The 21,428-nt window shown below is 39.2% G+C and carries 18 protein-coding genes; 8 read left to right on the top strand and 10 right to left on the bottom strand.

What is annotated here, in order from left to right:
- Positions 1-199 precede the first annotated feature (199 nt).
- From V8G61_RS13370 to V8G61_RS13335, 8 genes are all read left to right on the top strand, one after another.
- Complete coding sequence (locus V8G61_RS13370) at positions 200-1,276, top strand: rhodanese-related sulfurtransferase (RefSeq protein WP_394876366.1); 1,077 nt, start codon at positions 200-202, stop codon at positions 1,274-1,276.
- A gap of 127 nt (positions 1,277-1,403) precedes the next feature.
- Entirely contained in the window at positions 1,404-2,594 is a 1,191-nt protein-coding gene (locus tag V8G61_RS13365) for a stage 0 sporulation family protein (protein WP_394876365.1), read from the top strand.
- Complete coding sequence (locus V8G61_RS13360; RefSeq protein ID WP_394876364.1) at positions 2,581-3,075, top strand: gliding motility lipoprotein GldH; 495 nt, start codon at positions 2,581-2,583, stop codon at positions 3,073-3,075. The genes V8G61_RS13365 and V8G61_RS13360 overlap by 14 nt, the downstream gene beginning before the upstream one ends.
- Positions 3,076-3,126: 51 nt before the next feature.
- Positions 3,127-5,463 carry a transglycosylase domain-containing protein gene (locus V8G61_RS13355; RefSeq protein ID WP_394876363.1) on the top strand — a complete coding sequence of 779 codons (2,337 nt, stop codon included), beginning with the start codon at positions 3,127-3,129 and terminating at the stop codon, positions 5,461-5,463.
- Between the two features lie 198 nt (positions 5,464-5,661).
- Positions 5,662-6,384 (top strand): GLPGLI family protein, encoded by a 723-nt coding sequence (locus V8G61_RS13350; protein ID WP_394876362.1) that lies wholly within the window; start codon positions 5,662-5,664, stop codon positions 6,382-6,384.
- Positions 6,385-7,180: 796 nt separating this feature from the next.
- Positions 7,181-7,756, top strand: coding sequence for a TlpA family protein disulfide reductase (locus V8G61_RS13345; protein WP_394876361.1), 576 nt, complete (start codon positions 7,181-7,183; stop codon positions 7,754-7,756).
- 223 nt (positions 7,757-7,979) lie between these two features.
- Positions 7,980-8,681 carry a CoA transferase subunit A gene (locus V8G61_RS13340; RefSeq protein ID WP_394876359.1) on the top strand — a complete coding sequence of 234 codons (702 nt, stop codon included), beginning with the start codon at positions 7,980-7,982 and terminating at the stop codon, positions 8,679-8,681.
- Positions 8,682-8,788: 107 nt separating this feature from the next.
- A complete protein-coding gene (locus tag V8G61_RS13335; protein WP_394876358.1) occupies positions 8,789-9,442 on the top strand; it encodes a 3-oxoacid CoA-transferase subunit B in 654 nt (217 codons plus the stop codon).
- A gap of 292 nt (positions 9,443-9,734) precedes the next feature.
- Here the strand turns inward: V8G61_RS13335 and V8G61_RS13330 are convergent, their stop codons facing one another.
- The 10 genes from V8G61_RS13330 to hemC all read right to left on the bottom strand — a co-directional run bounded on the left by V8G61_RS13330 (position 9,735) and on the right by hemC (position 21,342).
- Positions 9,735-11,414, bottom strand: a complete 1,680-nt coding sequence (locus V8G61_RS13330; protein ID WP_394876357.1) for an ABC transporter ATP-binding protein — start codon at positions 11,412-11,414, stop codon at positions 9,735-9,737.
- Positions 11,415-12,128 carry a 3'-5' exonuclease gene (locus tag V8G61_RS13325; protein ID WP_394876356.1) on the bottom strand — a complete coding sequence of 238 codons (714 nt, stop codon included), beginning with the start codon at positions 12,126-12,128 and terminating at the stop codon, positions 11,415-11,417.
- Positions 12,129-12,136: 8 nt separating this feature from the next.
- Positions 12,137-12,496, bottom strand: coding sequence for a hypothetical protein (locus tag V8G61_RS13320; RefSeq protein WP_394876354.1), 360 nt, complete (start codon positions 12,494-12,496; stop codon positions 12,137-12,139).
- A complete protein-coding gene (locus tag V8G61_RS13315; protein WP_394876352.1) occupies positions 12,493-14,940 on the bottom strand; it encodes a penicillin acylase family protein in 2,448 nt (815 codons plus the stop codon). Before V8G61_RS13315 ends, V8G61_RS13320 begins: the two co-directional genes overlap by 4 nt.
- Before the next feature lie 98 nt (positions 14,941-15,038).
- The gene (locus V8G61_RS13310) at positions 15,039-15,512 is read right to left on the bottom strand and encodes a methylated-DNA--[protein]-cysteine S-methyltransferase (RefSeq protein WP_394876350.1); all 474 of its coding nucleotides are present in this window, start codon (positions 15,510-15,512) and stop codon (positions 15,039-15,041) included.
- A gap of 5 nt (positions 15,513-15,517) precedes the next feature.
- Positions 15,518-16,597, bottom strand: a complete 1,080-nt coding sequence (locus V8G61_RS13305; protein WP_394876348.1) for a CNNM domain-containing protein — start codon at positions 16,595-16,597, stop codon at positions 15,518-15,520.
- Between the two features lie 83 nt (positions 16,598-16,680).
- A complete protein-coding gene (gene hemB, locus V8G61_RS13300; protein WP_394876347.1) occupies positions 16,681-17,673 on the bottom strand; it encodes a porphobilinogen synthase in 993 nt (330 codons plus the stop codon).
- Positions 17,674-17,690: 17 nt separating this feature from the next.
- On the bottom strand, positions 17,691-18,608 hold the full coding sequence (gene hemF / locus V8G61_RS13295; RefSeq protein WP_394876346.1) for an oxygen-dependent coproporphyrinogen oxidase: 918 nt from the start codon (positions 18,606-18,608) through the stop codon (positions 17,691-17,693).
- A 110-nt stretch (positions 18,609-18,718) separates the two neighbouring features.
- Positions 18,719-19,747, bottom strand: a complete 1,029-nt coding sequence (gene hemE / locus V8G61_RS13290; protein WP_394876344.1) for a uroporphyrinogen decarboxylase — start codon at positions 19,745-19,747, stop codon at positions 18,719-18,721.
- Positions 19,748-19,764: 17 nt separating this feature from the next.
- Positions 19,765-21,342, bottom strand: coding sequence for a hydroxymethylbilane synthase (gene hemC, locus V8G61_RS13285; RefSeq protein ID WP_394876342.1), 1,578 nt, complete (start codon positions 21,340-21,342; stop codon positions 19,765-19,767).
- Positions 21,343-21,428: the final 86 nt, after the last annotated feature.

The raw sequence follows: 21,428 nt of genomic DNA, 5'->3' as shown, positions 1-21,428 counted from the left end.
TTTGCATCTTGTTAATAATGGGAAGAAAATAGTTATGAAAACCCGTATTTTTTCTGTGGTTCAGTGCTTTTTATTTAGTCGTCAATTCATTTACCTTGCCACAGACTACCAAAGCACTTAAATTTTTAAGTACTTTTTTGCTTATTAATCGTATTTTTGCCTCTCAAAATAATAGCTTTAACCTTAAAATTAGTATAGCATGCAACTGTACAACACCTTAAGCGCTAAAGAAAGAGCAGCATTAATTGAAGAAGCCGGTAAGGACCGATTAACGCTGTCTTTCTACAAATACGCGAAAATTCAAAATCCTCGTGAATTTAGAGACCAGATTTTCATTGTTTGGGACCAACTTGAGGTCCTAGGTCGTATCTATGTGGCTTATGAAGGAATCAATGCCCAATTATCACTACCAGCTGATAATTTCGAAGCGTTTAAAGAACATCTGGATTCAATCGATTTTCTAAACGGTGTGCGTTTGAACATCGCCATCGAACAGGATAACATGTCGTTCTTGAAATTGAAAATAAAAGTGCGCCCGAAAATTGTTGCTGATGGTTTAAATGATGATACTTTCGATGTGACTAACAAAGGGGTTCATGTAGACGCCCAAAAATTTAACGAGCTTATCGATGATGAAAACACCGTTTTGGTGGATATGCGCAACCATTATGAAAGTGAGATCGGTCATTTTAAAAATGCAGTCACTCCCGATGTGGATACGTTTAGAGAATCGTTGGACATCATTGAGGAAGATCTTAAAGAGCACAAGGAAGATAAAAACCTGGTAATGTATTGCACCGGCGGAATTCGCTGCGAAAAGGCCAGTGCTTATTTTAAACATAAAGGCTTTAAAAGGGTATATCAGTTGGAAGGTGGTATTATTGAATACGCCCGACAAGTGAGTGCACAGGGTCTGGAAAATAAATATATCGGGAAAAATTTTGTGTTTGATGAACGCCGGTCTGAAAAAATAAGTGATGATATTATTGCGCATTGTCATCAATGCGGTGCGCCCTGCGATATCCATACCAATTGTGCTAACGATGCCTGTCATTTATTGTTCATCCAATGCGATGCCTGTAAAGAGGCTATGGATAACTGCTGCTCCGAAACCTGTAAAGAGATCCATGCCTTACCATACGAGGAACAAAAAGCATTACGCAAAGGTCAGGGGAATAGCAATGATATTTTCAAAAAAGGCCGTGCCGATCATCTTCCTTACAAAAAGGATTTACGGAATATTTTTGAGGTCTTAAAAAACAAGTCGCAAGCCTAGAATCATGGCGCCCTAAAAAACTTAGATTTTAGGGCGCTTTAGTAATCTTATCTTTTTATCTTTACTTCATTAATTTAATTTTCATTCGTGATAAGTAATTATTAACGAATTCAATATAAATCACTTTATGGCTTGTAACAGTTGTTCAACTGGAAAAAATGGCCAACCAAAAGGCTGCAAGAACAATGGCACTTGCGGAACAGATAGTTGTAATAAACTAACGGTGTTTGACTGGCTGGCGAATATGTCGCTGCCAAATGGAGAACAGCCTTTTGATTGGGTAGAAGTACGGTATAAAAACGGAAGAAAACACTATTATAAAAATATCGAGAAGCTCACCTTATCCATAGGCGATGTTGTAGCAACTCAAGCCCCTGCCGGGCATGATATTGGTATGGTTACCCTTACGGGGGAATTGGTACGCGTTCAAATGAAGCGTAAAAATATTTCTTCCAAACCCGAAGACACCCTAAAAATATATCGAAAGGCCACCCAAAAGGATATTGATATTTGGACCCAAGCACGCGAACGCGAAGAACCGATGAAGGTGAAGGCACGACAGTTTGCTATTGACCTAAGACTGGAAATGAAAATTTCAGACATAGAATTTCAGGGTGATGCCAGTAAGGCGACTTTTTATTATACGGCTGAAGACCGTGTAGATTTTAGGGAACTTATTAAAGTTTTTGCACGCGAATTCAGAACCCGAATTGAAATGAAACAAGTAGGGTTTCGTCAGGAAGCCGCGCGACTTGGCGGTATCGGTTCTTGTGGGCGTGAGCTATGTTGTTCTACCTGGTTAACTGATTTTCGTTCGGTAAGTACGTCGGCAGCCCGCTACCAACAATTATCATTGAATCCTCAAAAATTGGCAGGTCAATGCGGTAAATTAAAATGCTGTCTGAATTATGAGTTAGACGCGTATCTGGATGCTTTAAAGGATTTTCCAAAAACCGATATCAAGCTGAAAACTGAAAAAGGCATCGCCGTGTGTCAGAAAACAGATATTTTTAGTGGTTTCATGTGGTATGCTTATGAGGGTGAATGGTCTAATTGGCACAAAATTACTGCTCATCAGGCCAATAAAATTATTGACGCCAACAAAAATAATAAACCCATTACGAGTTTAGAAGAATTTGCTTTAGACCTCGCTCAAAATACTAAAAGCGACTTTGAAAACGTTGTTGGACAAGACAGTTTAACACGTTTCGATAGTCCAAAGGGTCATAAAAAACGTAAAAAGAATAGAGGCAGAAACAAAACCAGAAATAAATCCAGTAATAGAAAACCTCAAAAGAGTAAAAATGCATCAAAATAGGATTTTGTTATGGCTATTAGCTTTTGGTTTGCTAATTGTTTCTTGTGATTCCAAACGGGTTTACGACGTTTATAAATCGGTTCCAAACGAATGGCATAAAGACTCCATTGTGAGTTTTAATATAACGCCCCCGGATTCTATAAATCCGTATAACCTGTTTATAAACCTTCGGAATACTCAAGATTACAAATACAGCAATTTGTATTTGATCGTGGAAATGGATTTTCCGCATGGAAAAATAATAAAAGACACCTTGGAATACCGGATGGCCGATCCTTCAGGGAAATTATTGGGCGAGGGTATGACGAGTGTTAAAGAAAATAAGTTATGGTATAAAGAAGGTGTTTTGTTCTCCGAATCCGGAGATTATACCGTTAAAATCCAACACGCCATGCGCGAGATTGGGATGGTCGAAGGTATTGAAACCCTTGAAGGTATTACTGATGTTGGATTCCGAATTGAAACCGCAAAGAAAGAATAAAAAGTAACCTGTTTAAATAGCAAGCTGCTCCAGATGTAAGCGACTTTAACAATGGCAAAAACAAAAAAAAGCAACAAAAAAACCGATGATTTCTCAATTTATGTGCGTTGGTTTTGGATCCTTTTCTCCGGAGGAATCCTATCAATTATACTCATTTTTTTATTAGCCTCCTGGGGGGGGTTTGGTGAATTGCCGGATTACACGGTATTGGAAAATCCAAAGACTAATTTAGCTACCGAAATTATTTCCTCTGATGGAAAAACCCTAGGGAAGTTTTATTTGAACGATAACCGAACACCGGTATCCTATAATGAATTACCACAGCATTTAGTAGACGCCTTAATTGCCACTGAAGATGCCCGCTATAGAAGTCATTCCGGGGTTGATGCACGAGGCACACTACGCGCTATTTTTAAATTGGGTAGCGGTGGCGGAGCCAGTACTATTTCGCAACAATTGGCTAAACAATTGTTCACGATCCAGGTATCAGATAGTAAATTACAACGAGCTTTCCAAAAAGTAAAGGAGTGGATCATCGCTGCTAAACTGGAACGGCAGTACACCAAAAATGAGATTATTTCGCAATATTTTAATATCTACGATTTTTTAAATAATGCCGATGGTATCCGAAGTGCAGCCAGTATTTATTTTGATAAAGAACCTATGGAATTGAACATCAAAGAGTCGGCGATGTTGGTGGGTATGTTCAAAAATTCTGCTTTATATAACCCAAGAAGGAATCCGGAAGGGGTAAAAAATCGTCGCAATGTCGTTTTAGGCCAGATGTACAAATATGGCTACCTCAGTGAAAAAGTTAAAGACTCGCTCCAAGCCACACCATTAGACTTAAAATATACGCCGCAATCACACCGTGATGGGATCGCAACCTATTTCAGAGCTTATCTGGACGGTTTTATGAAAGACTGGATCAAGAACAATCCAAAACCTGATGGTACGCGCTGGAGTTTGTATAACGATGGATTAAAAATCTACACCACCATCGATTCAAGGATGCAAAAATATGCGGAAGATGCTGTTCATAAGCACATGCCGCGTTTACAGAAAGAGTTCGATCATCAGAATACACCACAACGTAATCCCACAGCGCCATTTTCAGAATTGGATCAATCCGAAATTAAGGATCTTTTAAATCGCTCTATGCGCCAATCAGAACGCTGGCGAAAAATGAAATACGATCTTAAAAAGGAAAACAAAGAAATTGAAGAATCGTTTCACAAGCCAACTCAAATGGGCATATTCGCATGGAAGGATGGCGTTGCCACGGAGATCGATACGATCATGAAGCCTATCGACTCCATGCGTTACTATAAGTCTTTTTTACGAGCAGGAATGATGTCCATGGATCCACAAACGGGCCATGTCAAGGCTTGGGTTGGCGGTATCAATTATCGCCATTATCAATACGACATGGTAGAAAAAGGACGACGCCAGGTAGGTTCCACCTTTAAGCCCTTTGTGTATGCTACGGCCATAGACCAATTGCATTTATCACCTTGTGATCAATTCCCGGATACCCCATTCTGTATTGAGAAAAATAAATTTGGAAATCCGGAACAATGGTGCCCAAAGAACTCTGGTGGTGATGACGATTATGGCGGAAAACGTACTTTAAAAAATGCGTTAGCGAATTCAGTAAACACCATTACAGCCAGGTTGATCGATAAGGTAGGTCCGCAACCCGTGGTAGATCTGGCTCATAAAATGGGCGTGGAATCGGAAATTCCTCCGGTGCCGTCCATCGCTTTAGGTACAGCTGACCTGAGTGTTTATGAAATGGTTGGTGCGTATTCCACTTTTGCCAATAAAGGCGTGTATACCAAGCCGGTTATGGTTACCAGTATTGAAGATAAGAATGGTACTATTTTATACCAGTTCAAACCCGAAACCCGTGACGTCTTAGGTGCAGAAACGGCGTACGTTACGGTGAAACTTTTAGAAGGTGTAACGGAAGGCGGTTCAGGTACCCGATTGCGTCATTCAGGAGCAGCAGATCAGGCGGTGTACAAAGAAATTATTACCGGATATCCTTACAAATTTGAAAACCCTATTGCCGGTAAAACCGGAACCACTCAAAATCAAAGTGACGGTTGGTTTATGGGGATGGTACCTAATTTAGTAACCGGTGTATGGGTTGGTGGTGAAGACCGCTCGGTACATTTTCAAAGTATTACCTATGGTCAGGGAGCTTCCATGGCATTACCCATCTGGGCCTTGTATATGCAAAGTTGTTATGCCGACGAAGAATTAAATGTTTCTAAAGAAGAATTTGAAGCCCCGGAACAACTTTCTATTAATGTGGATTGCTCTATAGTTACGGAAGGTCCTACTGAAATAGAAGAGGCCTTACCCGACGATCTTGATTTTTAAATTCAGACACGAATAAAAACATTATTTTAAAATGATTTGAAAGCCATTCTTTTTTAGAATGGCTTTTTTGTTGAGTTTAAGTGATTTACCGTTCGTCGATTAACTTTTGTTTCAGACATAAATAAAACATCTTTTGTAAGAATTATTTGCTAAGTATTGTTTAAATTACAAATTGCAGAATCCCAAAAACTCATTTTGATGAAAAGTATTATTAATTTTTATTTATTCATGTTCATAGCAATTAGTTGCTGGTCCCAGAGGGAGATTCAAAATTTAGAAGTTACCTATGTTAAGGCATATAAAAATTATAAAGACTCCTCAGATACTGCTCCCATTCCAATGAAAAATTTAGAATATAAACTGATTTGTAATAGAAATGAATCCAGATTTGAACTTATTCCTTTTTTGGAATTAGATCATGATGGATCAGATAAACGCATTAATTCCAAGGGAGGGGGAAATGGTGTTTTTTATAAAAACATTAAAGAGGAATTAAAATTGCATCAGTTTGAAACCTTTGTTGATGGTAAACTATACCTTGTCAAGCCTTCTTTTAAAGAATACAATTGGGTTATCACCGAGGAGAGTAAAACAATTGGCGGATACCTTTGCTATAAAGCATATCATGAGGATTCGTATAAGGCACCTGACCAAACTGGAAAAATGAAAACGTACCAAATCAAGATTATTGTATGGTTTACACCTGAAATTAATTTTCCTTTTGGTCCTGCTGGTTTTGATGGGTTGCCTGGTCTGGTATTAGAAAAAAGTCTTGGCAGTTTTTACTTTATCGCTTCTAAAATTCAATTTAATCAAGAAGTCAATATCGTTCGACCAAAAGACGGTATTAAAAAATCAAAACAAGAATATCTCGAGATGCTGAGAGAGAATTATAAGAAACTAATTAATGAAGGTAAGTAAATACCTTTCTTTAAAAACAACAAAACGCCTTTAACAGTTTCTTGATAAGCGATAGCAAGACTTTCATTATGCCCCGAATCATCATGTTTAAATTATCGTATAAACTATAATTACAGTTACTTTTCGAGCAATTGAAAACTCTCTAATTATATTTTTATCTGAGATAAATAACACCGTTTATCGATAAAATTTTTAAGTGTTTTTTGCAAATCACATCTTTTTATTGGAAATACTTTTTATTTATTGTTTTAATTTCTACCCTTAAAGGTCAAATAACTGACTTTCATTTCAATCAATGTAAAAAGCGGTTTTTTGGCAAAATGTTACAACGAATCAGCACTTATAATTATTTGTCTCCACCAAAATTAAAAGCTTAGTTTCTTAAGCTATAGACTGAAATATATTTATTTCAATTAACGTAAAAAATATTTAATAAAATCAAGGAGGGTTTTTGAGAACACAAACCCTCCACTTTAAACAAATGAATTTCAAAAAGTACTTTTTAATAACTATTTATTCTATAATATTTATACCCATATATGGGTTATTAATGTTGGATAATTCTACAAAAAGTAATATTTCAATTTTCATTTGTTTAGTCTATACCTTTACCTCAGCCCATTTTGTTTTATATAAGTTCAAAAATTTAAGATTTACGAAATCCTTAATTGTCTTATTTCCCACTTTATATTTAATATTGGTAGCTTTTATAAAAGAGATTGATATTTACTTTCTTTTAAACCCAATCTTAATTGCGAATATTTTCTTATACAGTTCCATCTTTATTTTTAAAAAATTGAACTTAAAAGAAGTTTATTTTTTTTACATATTTTTTGCTTACATATATGCTTTTATTCTTTTCAAATATTGGGAGGATACAACATTAATCAGCGATACATTCCAAAGTAGTGTCGAAGAAAAATATATAAATGAGAACATAAATTTACAAGACTACAGATTTATAAATTATAAAAATGACACTCTTAAAATAAAAAGCCAAAAACTTGTTTTAATAGAAACCTGGAATGAAAACTGCCCTCCCTGTATAGAATCAATTAAGGATTTAAAGAGCACTTTTGATTCTTTAAAAAACAAGTTAGAACATTATTACTTATATGAGTCAATCCACTATCAGGAAAAGAACAATTTTAGAGAGGTTATTGATTTTAAACACATAAAGCAAAAAGATAAAATTATCATAGACTTTAATCAATCTTTTTTCAAATCGTCTAGAATGAATTCCTATCCCGTATTTTTATTATTCAATAAAGAAGGTAAATTGTTAGATTACTTTACTGGTTATAGCAGTGATGAAAAAGATTATTTTATAAACCGAATTAAAAATATGACAAAAACACATACCAAAATTTAAAGTAGACCCAACAATTTCTTCAAAACAACAAAACGCCTTCAATAGTTTCGTAATTAGCGACAGCAAGACTTTCATTAGGCTCCGAATCATCATGTTTAAATTATCCTATAAACTATAATTACAGTTACAACTCCTAGCATTAAAAATCTTCATTTTTTAATATTCAATTAATTCCACTTTTCTTTCAATTATTCGTAATTTTATAGTGAAAAATTGAATAATAATGATAAACAAAAAAGTAGCTTCTGTTGAAGAAGCCTTAAAAGGCGTCAAGGATAACATGACCTTTATGCTTGGTGGTTTTGGTCTCAGCGGTATTCCCGAAAATGCTATCGCCCACTTAGTGAAACTCGGCGTAAAAGGTCTAACCTGTATTTCAAATAATGCCGGAGTAGACGATTTTGGCTTGGGTTTGCTGCTTAAAAAGAAGCAGATCAACAAAATGGTGTCTTCATATGTGGGTGAAAACGATGAGTTTGAACGCCAAATGCTATCCGGCGAATTGGATGTTGAGCTCATTCCTCAAGGCACCTTGGCAGAACGCTGTCGGGCGGCACAGGCCGGTATACCTGCTTTTTACACCCCCGCAGGTTTTGGAACCGAAGTTGCCGAAGGGAAAGAAACCCGCGAGTTCAATGGCAAAATGCATGTTCTCGAACACGCCTTTAAAGCGGATTTTGCGTTCGTAAAAGCCTGGAAAGGAGATAAGGCCGGAAATTTAATTTTCAAAGGAACCGCCAGAAATTTCAACCCTAATATGTGTGGTGCCGCCACCATTACGGTCGCTGAGGTGGAGGAGTTGGTACCGCTCGGTACCTTAGACCCGAATCAAATTCACATTCCCGGCATTTTCGTACAGCGTATCTTTAAAGGAGAAACCTACGAAAAACGCATCGAACAACGCACAACCAGACCTAGAGAATAATCATTTTTTGAAGCTGTTTCCGGCTTTCGGCAGTCGCTCTCTGCGAGGAGCTCCAACAAAGCCTCAATCCGGGCTAGGGCAGCAGAAAAACTAATAAAATAAACAACATGTTAGATAAAAACGGAATAGCAAAACGTATTGCCCGTGAAGTACAAGATGGCTTTTACGTGAATTTAGGGATCGGCATTCCCACCTTAGTAGCCAATTATGTGCGCGACGATATTGAGGTGGAATTCCAAAGTGAAAATGGTGTATTAGGTATGGGACCTTTTCCTTTTGAAGGCGAGGAGGATGCCGATGTTATTAATGCTGGTAAACAAACTATTACCACCTTACCCGGCGCTAGCTTTTTTGATTCCGCCATGAGTTTTTCCATGATACGTGGGCAACATGTAGATCTTACGATTCTAGGAGCTATGGAAGTTGCCGAAAATGGAGATATCGCCAATTGGAAAATTCCCGGTAAAATGGTAAAAGGTATGGGTGGCGCCATGGACCTCGTAGCTAGTGCAGAAAATATTATCGTGGCCATGATGCATACCAATAAATATGGCGACTCTAAATTATTAAAATCGTGTACCCTTCCGTTAACCGGTGTGCACTGCGTTAAAAAGGTAGTGACTAACATGGCGGTTCTTGAAGTCACCGATAAGGGCTTTAAATTATTAGAACGTGCACCTGGTGTTTCGGTTGAAGCCATTGTAAAAGCTACCGAAGGAACCTTGATTGTGGAAGGCGACATTCCTGAAATGATCCTATAAACGGTATAGTTACATAGGGGTAAAATCGGTAAAATGTTAAAAAATAATGCATTTTATCGATTTTATTTGTTTTTTATCTGATATATTGAAAAAATGTTTGATATTAGCAGTGCCCAAATTAACCAAGTAATATATAGATTGTTTCAAATCTACCATAAATTTTGAACTTATGAATTTTGCCACAAATCTACCTGAACGACCTACTAAAGAAGAGAGTAAATTCAAAGAAACTGTAAATGAAAATATACAGTTTTTTAAAAGTTTAATTTATTTGACCAAGAAAATATTCATGCTATAGCCCTTTGGGTATAGCATGAATTAATTTTTTGGTATAGTCCTTTTTGGGTGCCGCATATATATCATCGGCATCACCTAATTCTTCAATTTTCCCTTGATTCATAACCAGTAATTGGTCGCTCATATATTTTACAACGGCCAGGTCGTGAGAAATAAAAATATACGTAAAACCAAAGGTTTCCTTTAACTCATTCAGCAAGTTAAGTACTTGTGCTTGCACGGATATATCTAAAGCAGAAACGGATTCATCACAAACGATCAACTTTGGTTGTAAGGCAATGGTTCGTGCGATGCCAATACGTTGACGCTGACCTCCCGAAAATTCATGCGGATACCGATCAAAATAAGCCTCCGAAAGACCTACACGTTCGAGAATTTCAATGGTTTTTTCTTTTCGCTCCGTATCCGAACCAAATAATTTATGAACCTGCATAGGTTCCATAATGGCTTTCCCAATAGGAATTCGCGGATTTAAAGAAGAATAAGGATCCTGAAATATAATTTGAATGTCTTTTCTTAAAGCTCTGATGGCCTTTTTCCCTAGTTTCGTAATGTCCTGACCCTTATAGATGATCTCTCCTTTTGTGGCTTTATCCAATTGTAAAATGGCATTTCCAAGCGTTGATTTTCCACAACCGGATTCACCTACCAATCCTAAGGTCTCTCCTTCATATAATTTAAAACTCACCTGATCAACAGCTTTGAATGTGTGAGGTTTGGAAAACCATCCGGATTTAGAAAAATAGGTTTTCTCAACATTAATAAGTTCCAATAAAGGGGGCTTACCATATAACGCTTTATGGTTCTTTTCGCGTTCCTTTTTTGTTACAACAGCCTTGGAAGTCGTACCGTTCAAATAGTCCTGAATGGTTGGTAGTGTTTTTAACCGAACATCCAAAGCTGGTCTCGAGTTGATAAGGGCTTTTGTATAATTATGTTGTGGCGATTTAAAAATTGTTTCTACAGAGCCGGCTTCTACAATGGCTCCTTTGTACATTACCAATACACGTTGTGCGATCTCTGAAATTAATGCCAGATCATGCGTAATAAAAATGATACTCATTTTGGTTTCGCTCTGAAGCTTTTTCAGTAAATGGATGATCTCATTTTGAACCGTAACATCCAAAGCGGTTGTAGGTTCATCAGCGATCAAAATATCCGGTTTACAGGCAATGGCCATAGCGATCATAACCCGTTGTTTTTGGCCCCCTGAGATCTCGTGAGGATATTTATTGTATGTGTTCTTTACGTCAGGAAGTTTCACTTTTTCAAACAAGGACAAGGTTTCCGTTTCAGCTTCCTTCTTCGTATAATCGGTATGCTGTAATAACATTTCCTGTACCTGTTTACCACAGGTCATGGAAGGATTCAGAGAACTCATGGGTTCCTGAAAGATCATAGCGATCTTTTTGCCACGAATGGGTTGAAAGTTTTTTTCCGGAATCAGGATGAGGTCGTCTTCATCGAACAGAATACTTCCCGAGGTAATTTTTGAGATACGTTTGGGTAATAATTTGAGAATGGCCAAGGAGGATACTGATTTTCCCGAACCGGATTCCCCTACAATCCCTAATATCTCATTTTGATGCAAATCAAAGGAAATATTGGTCACCACGGTATTATTACCGAACGCCACCGATAAATTCTTGACCTGTAAAAGGGGGTTTTTTGCCATTTATTTATGAATGATGTCTTCGTCGTTTAAAAGTTCGTCACCGCGTAGTCTCAGAAATATCTGTGCCACAGCAATGGTATCTTTTTCACAATAATTTATAATGCGATCGATGTCTTTTTCCTCGTAATACACCCGGTAAACCTCACTGCCGTCAATATCATCTTTTGGGGACGGCACACCTAAAATATGGGTTAGTAATTTTAAAGACGTATAGTTTTTATAGTCGCCAAATTTCCATAATTCCAAGGTATCCAAATGCGGTACTTCCCAGGGTTTTTTACCAAATAAATTCAGTTTGTCCGGTAATTCTATATTATGAATGATCATCCGCCGGGCAATATATGGAAAATCGAATTCCTTACCATTATGGGCACAGAGCAAATGTTTCGCTTGAAAGAAATGCGTATCCAAGAGGTTCTTAAATTCTTTTAAAATCTTATCCTCGGTGCCATGAAGCGTGGTAACCCGAAACGTTTTTTTATCATTAAGGATATTGAAATAACCTACAGAGATACAAATGATCTTTCCAAATTCCGCCCAAATGCCGGCACGATCGTAAAACTCCTCCGCAGTAAAATCGTCTTTACGTTGGTACTGAGATTTATGCTCCCAAAGCATTTGTTTTATGTGGTCCAGATCAGAGAAATGTTCCGTTTCCGGAACGGTTTCAATATCTAGAAATAAAATATTTTCAATGTTAAGTTTGGCTATCATAGATGGGACTATTTTTTAGATGTCATGACCGTTCGGAATTGTTTACCTAATATACCGGCAACACCTGCGGCAAGACCTCCAACAATACCGGTAACTAAAATTAAGAGATAAGGATTACCACCTAATGGAAACAACACCGCAATTTTCCTGGCCAAGGTAAAATCATTTTTACTACTTATCACTAAAGCTTGAGCAATCCATAAGAGCATGATGGCTAAAAACGGGATAAAGAATACAGCACCTTTTTTTAAAGGCTGGAGAAAACCCAATAAAAAGCCTGCAACCATAACAGACCACCATGGGAAGAACTGGGCAAGGATCAGCGCTGTAATAATGACCAATATAAAATGTATTAGGTTTCTTTTCATGGTGTCGGATTTAAGGTTTGTGTGCTCATGGTGTTATCATTTACCGTTGGGTTTTGCATAAAATCAAGGTTCAAATAGTTACCTGCAGCCCAGTCGTCAATAAAATTATCGTAGTAGGGGCTTCCCGGATTCCCGGATTGGCCACCGGGATAAATTCCTAATCCGGTTGGTGGCGAGGTCATTTCAACGATCATTCGCCAAGAAGGTCCGTGATTTGTATCGGAAGCATTAACGGTATTTCTATCACCTCCAATCGGGATATCGAAACGGGAAAAGGCCGGTAAGGCTTGCAACAAATGGCCCACATAAGCACCTTTATAATTCCTCCAATTAATATCGCCATGTTCCTTTTTCCAATCCTGAAGTTTTCTTGCTGCCTCCTTGAACGACATTAAGAATAAATCGCTGGAGGTTTCTTTTTCCGGTGTATCAACAAGATCCATTATTGGGCTGTCGGGGTTATTTTTAAGCAGGTAAATGGTTTGATAATGTAATGTACGCTTAAAGGTGTCCCTATCATTGGATTCTAACTTTTTCTTCAAGGCATTTTCCCAATCGATATCATCCCAGGTGAGGTCGAATAAGATGGGCCACCAAACCGCCCAAATAGTTGGGGCGTTGGAATCAATCGTTGTATTAAAGTCCCAGTCTCTGATTTGGTTGTAATACCCGATCTCTTCAGGCGTCAATGTCGATGTATCCAAATTTTGAAAAGCGTAAGGTAAGAGCTCTGAAGCCTTTAAATTGAATACGTTATTCTGCAGATCTTTAATATCCTGGATATTGAACTTTTCTTTTGACCTAAAAAAATCATTGATCACACGATTTCGATAGGTTTCGTAATGATCGTTAAATACGTAATACGGATACTGCTGATCCACCGGGTGCTGATTGGCCGAGCTCACAAAGCCCCGTTCCGGGTTTTTAGTTTTAGCGTTGTATGGCTGTGGAATAAAGCTTTGCCATTCCATATCTGGATTACTCGCATCCATCAAGAACTTACCTTGTCCAGGCCATTTATTAGGAAATAATCCTTGTATCCAAAGCGCGATATCACCTTTAGTAGAAGCGAAAACAAAATTTTGTGCTGGAGCGACCCAATGTTTTATGGCGTTAACATAATCGTTATAGTTCTTAGCCTTATTTAGCTCTAAAATAGTGCGCTGTTCATTGCCACCCATAAGGCCCGTCCATTTCATAGCGTAGCCCACTGTTTTTTGTTTTCCTTTGTAATTATAATCATAACTAACCGGACCTTGGTGGGTATACAACACAGAATCAACATAGGTTTCTTTACCTTTAATTTTAATGTTCTCCAAGCGCACTTCTGTTTTCCGCCAAGCATTATCGTATTTATATTCTTGTCTTGAAGGATCTTTAAATATAGTTTTATACCAGTCTTTAACGTCTCGAGTGGCATTAGTTTCTCCCCAGGCGATATGTGTATTAAACCCGGAAACCACACCCATTGCTCCCGGTAAGGTAGCCCCGAAGGCATTATGTTCAGGGGTTGCCAATTGCATCACAAACCAAATAGAGGGAAAGTTAAGTTTAAGATGCGGATCGTTGGCTAAAATAGGATGACCTGAATACGATTTTGAACCTGAAACCGCCCAATTATTACTTCCATTAGCAGGGTTAGGATCTTCCATCGTTTCTGAAATTGAATCCGTTGGAATTTCAGATTGCGGAGTTTCCGTTATTGGGGTGTCAATAAAACTCCAATCTGTGCCTACCGGAATTATTGGATCGTTCATATCAAAGAAATCGGGAAACATCAGATTGAATCGGTCTTCACCAAATTTTTTAAACAAATGAGAGTACGCAAAGTCATTGCTGTAACCACAAAGATCGTCTGTCATGTACATGAACAGCAAGGTTGTTTTTATGAGTGTCCATGGCTCCGGGGCATAGCCCAATAATTTGTATTCAATAGGATAATCTTTGGGATGTAATGAATTAATGTAACTGTTCACGCCATCTCGATAAGCTTCCAAATATCCCAATATTTCAGGGTCCTTTTTAATTTTTTCAAGGGCTTTTTCCGCACCATAACCCAAACCTTTACGGCGTTGTTCACGGTCGTAAGACAGGGCTTTTTCACCTACAATTTCAGACATTCGCCCTGCTGCAGCGAAGGTTTGAAATTCCATTTGCCACAAACGATGCTGTGCTGTAATGTAACCTTGTGATCTATAAAGATCGGTATCATTCTGAGCAAAAACATGAGGAATCAAATGATTGTCGTAAAATACGGTAACGGGTTCCTTCAAACCATCTAATGCTAAATCTCCTGAGACTTTTGTGGTTCTATCGTTTTGCCAGAACCCTTGATTCGGGTTAAAAAAAGCGCCTAAACTGGGGGCAGAACCCAGAGGCGTATTTAAAGCATAAAAAACCCCGAAAGCGATAATCAGGGCTACTATAAGTTTGAAATATTTCATTAGGGATGTTTCGTTTTGTGAAACTAAATATAGGAAAATAATCCCTTAAAATCCTGCCTTTTTCAGGAATGGTTTTAATCGCTTAATTATCCGAAATTTTAAAATAAGCTTTGTTGTTTGTGCGGACTCTCATGCTCCAACAACCATTTCTTACGATGAAGGCCGCCCGCATATCCGGTTAAACTTCCATCGCTACCAATAACCCTATGGCAAGGCACGACAATCCAAAGCGGGTTTTTTCCGTTAGCGGAAGCTACGGCGCGAATGGCTTTTACATCGCCTAATTGCTTGGAAAGGTCTAAATAGGACATCGTTTTTCCGAAGGGAATTTCTAATAATTTATCCCAAACGCGTTTTTGAAAATCGGTTCCTGATGGATTTAGTTTTAGATCGAATACCGTTCGGCTACCTTCAAAATATTCTTGAAGTTGTATGGCGCAATCCTCAAGCTCCTCTGGGATAATGTCTGTAATTTTTTCCTCGGAATTTAGGACGGTTATGGACGTTATACCTTCCTGAACGCCTTCAATTTTTGTGAAGCCCAAGGGCGTTTTGATAATGCAGGAACTCATACCTTTTAAGTATTGGTATCGTCGTAAATACCTAGCTTCTTAGCCCGGCTTTCCCAGCTTTTTCGTGCCAGGTGTTGAAGGTCGGAAACATTGTCGCTTTCATCCATGATCTCTAATCCAAGAAGGGTTTCAATAACATCCTCCATCGTTACAAGGCCGCTTACCGAACCATATTCATCAACCACCAGAGCCATGTGATTTCTGCTTTCAACCAGTTTGTCGAATAGTTTTGGAATGGGCAAATCACGCACCACAATAATGATGGGTCGTTTTAGCTCAGCTAGGATTTTATCGCCATGGTCCAGAGCCATTTCTTTAAAAATCTCATCTTTTAAAACCAAACCGGAGATGTCATCTTCATTTTCGGCATAAATAGGGATTCTCGAAAATCTTAAGTCGCTATTTTTATCAAAAAAATCGGCTACAGTGGCTTGTTCATCTTCAATTTTCATTACGGGTCTGGGAGTCATGATATCCTTGGCGAATACTTTTTTGAAGGTGAGTAGATTTTTAATGATGGTACTTTCATTATCCTTAAAAACCCCTTCTTTATGAGCAGCATCTGTCATGGCCATAAAACTTTCTCTACTCAATATGCTGCCATGACCTTTACCACCAATTAATTTTGTGGTGAGTTGTAATACCCAAAGAATTCCTGTCCATCGTAAAGGAAAAATAAGGGCACTAATAGCTACGGATGCAAAATTGGCTAGGCTCTTCCAGTACTTGGCCCCAATGGTTTTTGGTATGATCTCGGAAGCAACTAGGATCAGAAGCGTCATGAGGGCTGAAACAACACCAACGGTATTAATTCCAAAAAGCTCAATCTTATAGGGTAGTTCCTCAGCTTGGATTCCTACCATCATAGCTCCTACTGTATGCGCGATGGTATTTAAGGTGAGAATCGCAATGAGCGGTTTATCTACATCCTTTTTTAAGGTTTCCAGTTTTGATGCATACGCATGTCCTTCTTCTTTTTTAATGTTAATGAATGTTGGGGTCACACTCAACAGCACCGCTTCTAAAATAGAGCATAGAAAAGAGAAGAATATGGAAATAAAGGCCCAAAATAGTAAAGCGCTCATGTGGTCAGGGTTTGTAGATTGCTAATTTATGAAACCTAATATACAAGATTTTTATTGAACGCCGACAAGAGATTTTTACTTCCTTAAGCATTTAGGATTTTAACAATATCTTTAGCGAAGTATGAAGCTATAATATCGGCTCCAGCACGCTTGATGGCCATGGTTTGTTCCATGATGACAGCATCGTGATCCAGCCAACCTTTTTCTGAGGCGGCCTTGATCATGGCATATTCTCCTGATACCTGATAGACAGCAACAGGCACGTTTACCGCGTTTTTAATATCGCGTACAATATCAAGATAACACAATCCGGGTTTTACCATCACAATATCAGCACCTTCTTCGATGTCCATTTTCGTTTCTTTAAGAGCTTCTGAACGGTTGGCAAAATCCATTTGATATGTTTTCTTGTCTTTGGGAATGTCTTTAACATCTACAGGAGCAGAGTCCAAAGCATCACGGAAGGGCCCGTAAAAGGCCGAAGCATATTTTGCGGAATAGCTCATGATTCCGGTATTTATAAATCCCTGATGATCCAATGCTTCTCGAATAGTAAGAATCCGACCATCCATCATATCACTTGGTGCCACAAAATCGGCACCGGCTTGGGCATGTGACAAACTCATTTGTCCTAGAACTTTGGCGGTCTCATCATTTAATATAACCCCGTCTCTCACGATACCATCATGGCCATAAACGGAGTAGGGGTCTAAGGCCACATCGGTCATAACGAGCATGTCAGGACAGGCGTTTTTTACTGTTTTGACTGCACGTTGCATTAAGCCGTCGGGGTTTAAAGCTTCTTTTCCGATGTTATCCTTTAAATCGTCAGGCACTTTTACAAATAGTAAGACGCCTTTCAGGCCGAGGCTCCAAAGGGTTTTAACCTCTTTTTCCAAAAGATCTAAACTGTAACGATAGTAATTGGGCATGGAGGCAATTTCGTCTTTAACGCCTTTTCCTTCCACCACAAATAGGGGTACTAAAAAATCGTCCGGGGAAATGGTTGTTTCCCGCACTAATGCACGGATTGCTTCGCTTGCTCTTAAACGTCTGTTTCGTTGTAATGGATACATGATAAAGCGGTTTAATGTTATTTTATTTCTTTATTTACCCAATCGACCGGGTTTTTTAATACGGCTACAAGTTTCGCCTCGCGGCTTCCATGTTCAGCATGATGGTCGTAAACCCACTGTACTTTTGGTGGTAAACTCATTAATATACTTTCGATACGCCCATTGGTTTTTAAACCGAACAGCGTGCCTTTGTCGTGAACGAGATTGAATTCCACATAACGGCCACGGCGGATCTCCTGCCAATTCCGCTCGGCTTCAGTGTACTTCAGATCCTTACGTTTTTCAACGATAGGAACATAAGCCTCCAAAAAACTATTCCCTACCTCGGTTACGAAATCGTACCATTGGGACATACTCATGGACTCAGTTTCTTTGCAATAATCGAAAAATAAACCGCCTATACCACGGCCTTCACTACGGTGACTGTTATAAAAATAGTCGTCGCAACGCGCTTTATACTCGGGATAAAATTCAGGGTTGTGTTTATCGCAGGCTGCCTTGCATACCTTATGAAAATGCTTGGCATCTTCTTCAAAAAGATAATAGGGTGTTAGGTCTAGTCCACCACCAAACCAACTATCGATAATGTTTCCTTTCTTATCGTACATTTCGAAATAACGCCAGTTGGCATGCACGGTTGGGACCATGGGGTTTTTTGGGTGAAGCACTAAGCTGAGGCCACAGGCAAAAAAATCGCAGTCGGATACCTTGAAATAATTTTGCATGGTTTCAGGGAGGGGCCCGTGAACGGCTGAAATATTAACACCGCCTTTTTCGAAAACGGTTCCATTTTCGATAACCCGAGTACGACCACCACCGCCTTCCGGACGTTCCCAAAGGTCTTCCTGAAATTTGGCTTTACCGTCGATGGTTTCGAGGGTTGTTGTGATGCGATCTTGTAAATCTTGTATGTATTGATAAAATGTATCTTTCATGCTTACAGATTCAAAATTGTTCGGTCGCCGCGTTAGCGATTGAGGCTTTGTTGGAGCGCCTTGCAAAGCGCGACTGCCGAAAGCGCGACCCTTGTGGTAACGCCCAAATACTAAGACTTATACTCTTTTACGGCATCGATAAAGGCTTTGGCATTTTCGACCGGTATGTTGGGTAAAATACCGTGCCCGAGGTTAACAATGTATTTGTCTTTACCGAATTCGCTGATCATGTTATGAACCATTTTTTTAATATCGGATGGGGGCGATAAGAGGCGTACGGGATCGAAATTACCTTGCAGGGTGATGTTGCCTCCCGTAAGCTGGCGCGCCACTTTAGGAGCGCAGGTCCAGTCGACACCAAGGGCCGAAGCATTACTTTTTGCCATGGTATCGAGGGCGAACCAACAGCCTTTTCCGAAGGCGATCACCGGAGCGTAATCTTTAAGGGCTTCGATGATCTGGTTGATGTACTGCCAAGAAAATTCCTGATAATCGGTGGGCGATAACATGCCTCCCCAAGAATCGAAAATCTGAACGGCATTAACGCCGGCCTCTATTTTTTGCTTGAGATATTCGATGGTCGTATCGGTTATTTTTTGCAATAATTCGTGTGCTGCCACTGGATTGGTGAAGCAAAAAGCCTTGGCCTTATCGAAGTTTTTGCTGCCCTGACCCTGCACGCAATAGCAGAGAATGGTCCAGGGTGACCCGGCAAATCCGATAAGCGGGATCTCGTCGTTCAGTAATTCTTTTGTAGCTTTTATGGCGTCGTAAACGTAATCTAATTCTACTGTAACATCAGGAACAATAACTTTGTCGACATCCTTTTGCGTTCTTACCGGATTGGGTAGGTACGGACCGAAATTGGGTTTCATTTGCACTTCTATGTTCATGGCCTGAGGGATCACCAAAATATCGCAAAATAGGATGGCAGCGTCCATACCGTAGCGACGGATGGGCTGAACGGTGATCTCACTAGCGAGCTCCGGGGTGCGACATCGTGTGAAAAAATCGTATTTCTCGCGAATGGCCATAAATTCCGGTAAGTAGCGGCCTGCCTGACGCATCATCCATACTGGCGGGCGCTCTACGGTTTCACCTTTTAGTGCTCTTAAAAATAAATCGTTCTTTATGCTCATAGTTATTTTTTTCGTTTTTATACGTAATGGGCGTTCACCAGTTCGATCACACTTTCCACGGTGGGAACTTTGGCAATGCGTACATCACTGAAATGTTTTTTGGCTTCTTTGGCAGTAGTTTCTCCAATACAAAAGGCAATGATATCCTTCTTATTGCTTTGTACAAAACTCTCTACGGTAGACGGACTGTAAAACATAACGCCTTCCACGGTTGTGTCTAGCTTAACCCCGTCGTATTTGGTTTGGTACGCTTCAACCTCGTTCACTTTAATGTGATTTTTTTTCAGGACCTCCGGCAGGGTGTCTAAGCGCAGATCACTACAAAAATAAGTGACTTCGGTACCTTCAAGATATTCAATTAAATAATTAGCCAGGCTTTTGGCATTTTTTTCGGCGTGTTTTACCGGTCCTATTTTTTTCTCAATGAGGCGTTTGGTGCGACGACCAACGCAGTAAATATTTTCAAATTGTAATTCTGTAGCTGCAAAGTTTGTGGTTAAGGCCTCCACGGCATTTTTACTTGTTAGAATGACATTTTTTATAGGGTTCCTGAGGATTCTAGGCGGTATGCGATTGAGACTTATTTTGATAAAATCGCTACTATCCGCAACAATATTATCATGAAATAATAAACGCTGATCCTCGGTTAAACCTTTGGTGGAATACACCGTAGTTTTTTTGTTCGATCTTTTAAGGGCATCCATGAGGCGATTGCCACCACGTTCGATAATATATGTAGAAGCGAACTCGGCAATATCATCATGCTGTCCGAGTTTTTTAACCTTAGAAACTTCGATGCGTTTAGTGCCGTCCTCACTTAGTAATACCCCTTTAAAATGAACTTCTTCATCCTTGATGTAGGCCAAAGCCCCAATAGGTGCGGTACAACCACCTTCTAGTCTATTTAGAAATTCACGTTCTATCGTAGTACAAATTTCTGTTTCTTCATGGTTGAGTTGGGCACAGGCTTCGCGAACAAAATCGTCTTCCTCCAAAGCTGTTATCATGATGGCTCCTTGTGCTGGTGCCGGGATCATCCAATCTAAATTTATTGCGTTTTCGGGTCTTAGACCTATACGCCCAATACCGGCAGCAGCGAAAATGGCGCCATTCCAATCTTTGTTGTCCTGTAGTTTTTGTAGTCGGGAATTCACATTACCACGCAGATCCACCATCGTATGTGTGGGATAGCGGTTAAGCCATTGTGCCCGTCGGCGTAAACTTCCGGTAGCCACCAAAGCATTTTTGGCACTTAAAAATTCTTCGTTGTTCTTGTAAACCAAGGTGTCATTAACATTTCCTCGTTTAATAACAGCAGCCTGTACGATACCTTTGGGTAAAACAGTAGGAACATCTTTTAAAGAATGCACTGCGATGTCGATATCATCATTCAACATAGCGATATCCAAGGTACGCGTAAAAATTCCAGTGATACCTAATTCATAAAGGGGCTTGTCTAGAACAATGTCGCCCGTCGATTTTACAGGAACTAAAGTGGTTTTATGGCCCAGGCCTTCTAATTGGCTTTGCACAATATGGGCTTGCCAAAGGGCTAGTTCACTATCACGGGTTCCTATACGGATGGTTTTAGACATTTTTAATTGTTAGGGTTAAATCGATTTGGAAAATGTTGCTGATTTTGGAATAAAAACAGAGCTAAGGCTGTGAGTATAAATGAATG

The organism is Gaetbulibacter sp. M240 (genome assembly GCF_043876815.1).
Taxonomy (GTDB): domain Bacteria; phylum Bacteroidota; class Bacteroidia; order Flavobacteriales; family Flavobacteriaceae; genus Gaetbulibacter_A.
The sequence above is the reverse complement of the archived record's forward strand: the minus strand, read 5'-3'. Positions and strand labels throughout refer to the sequence as shown.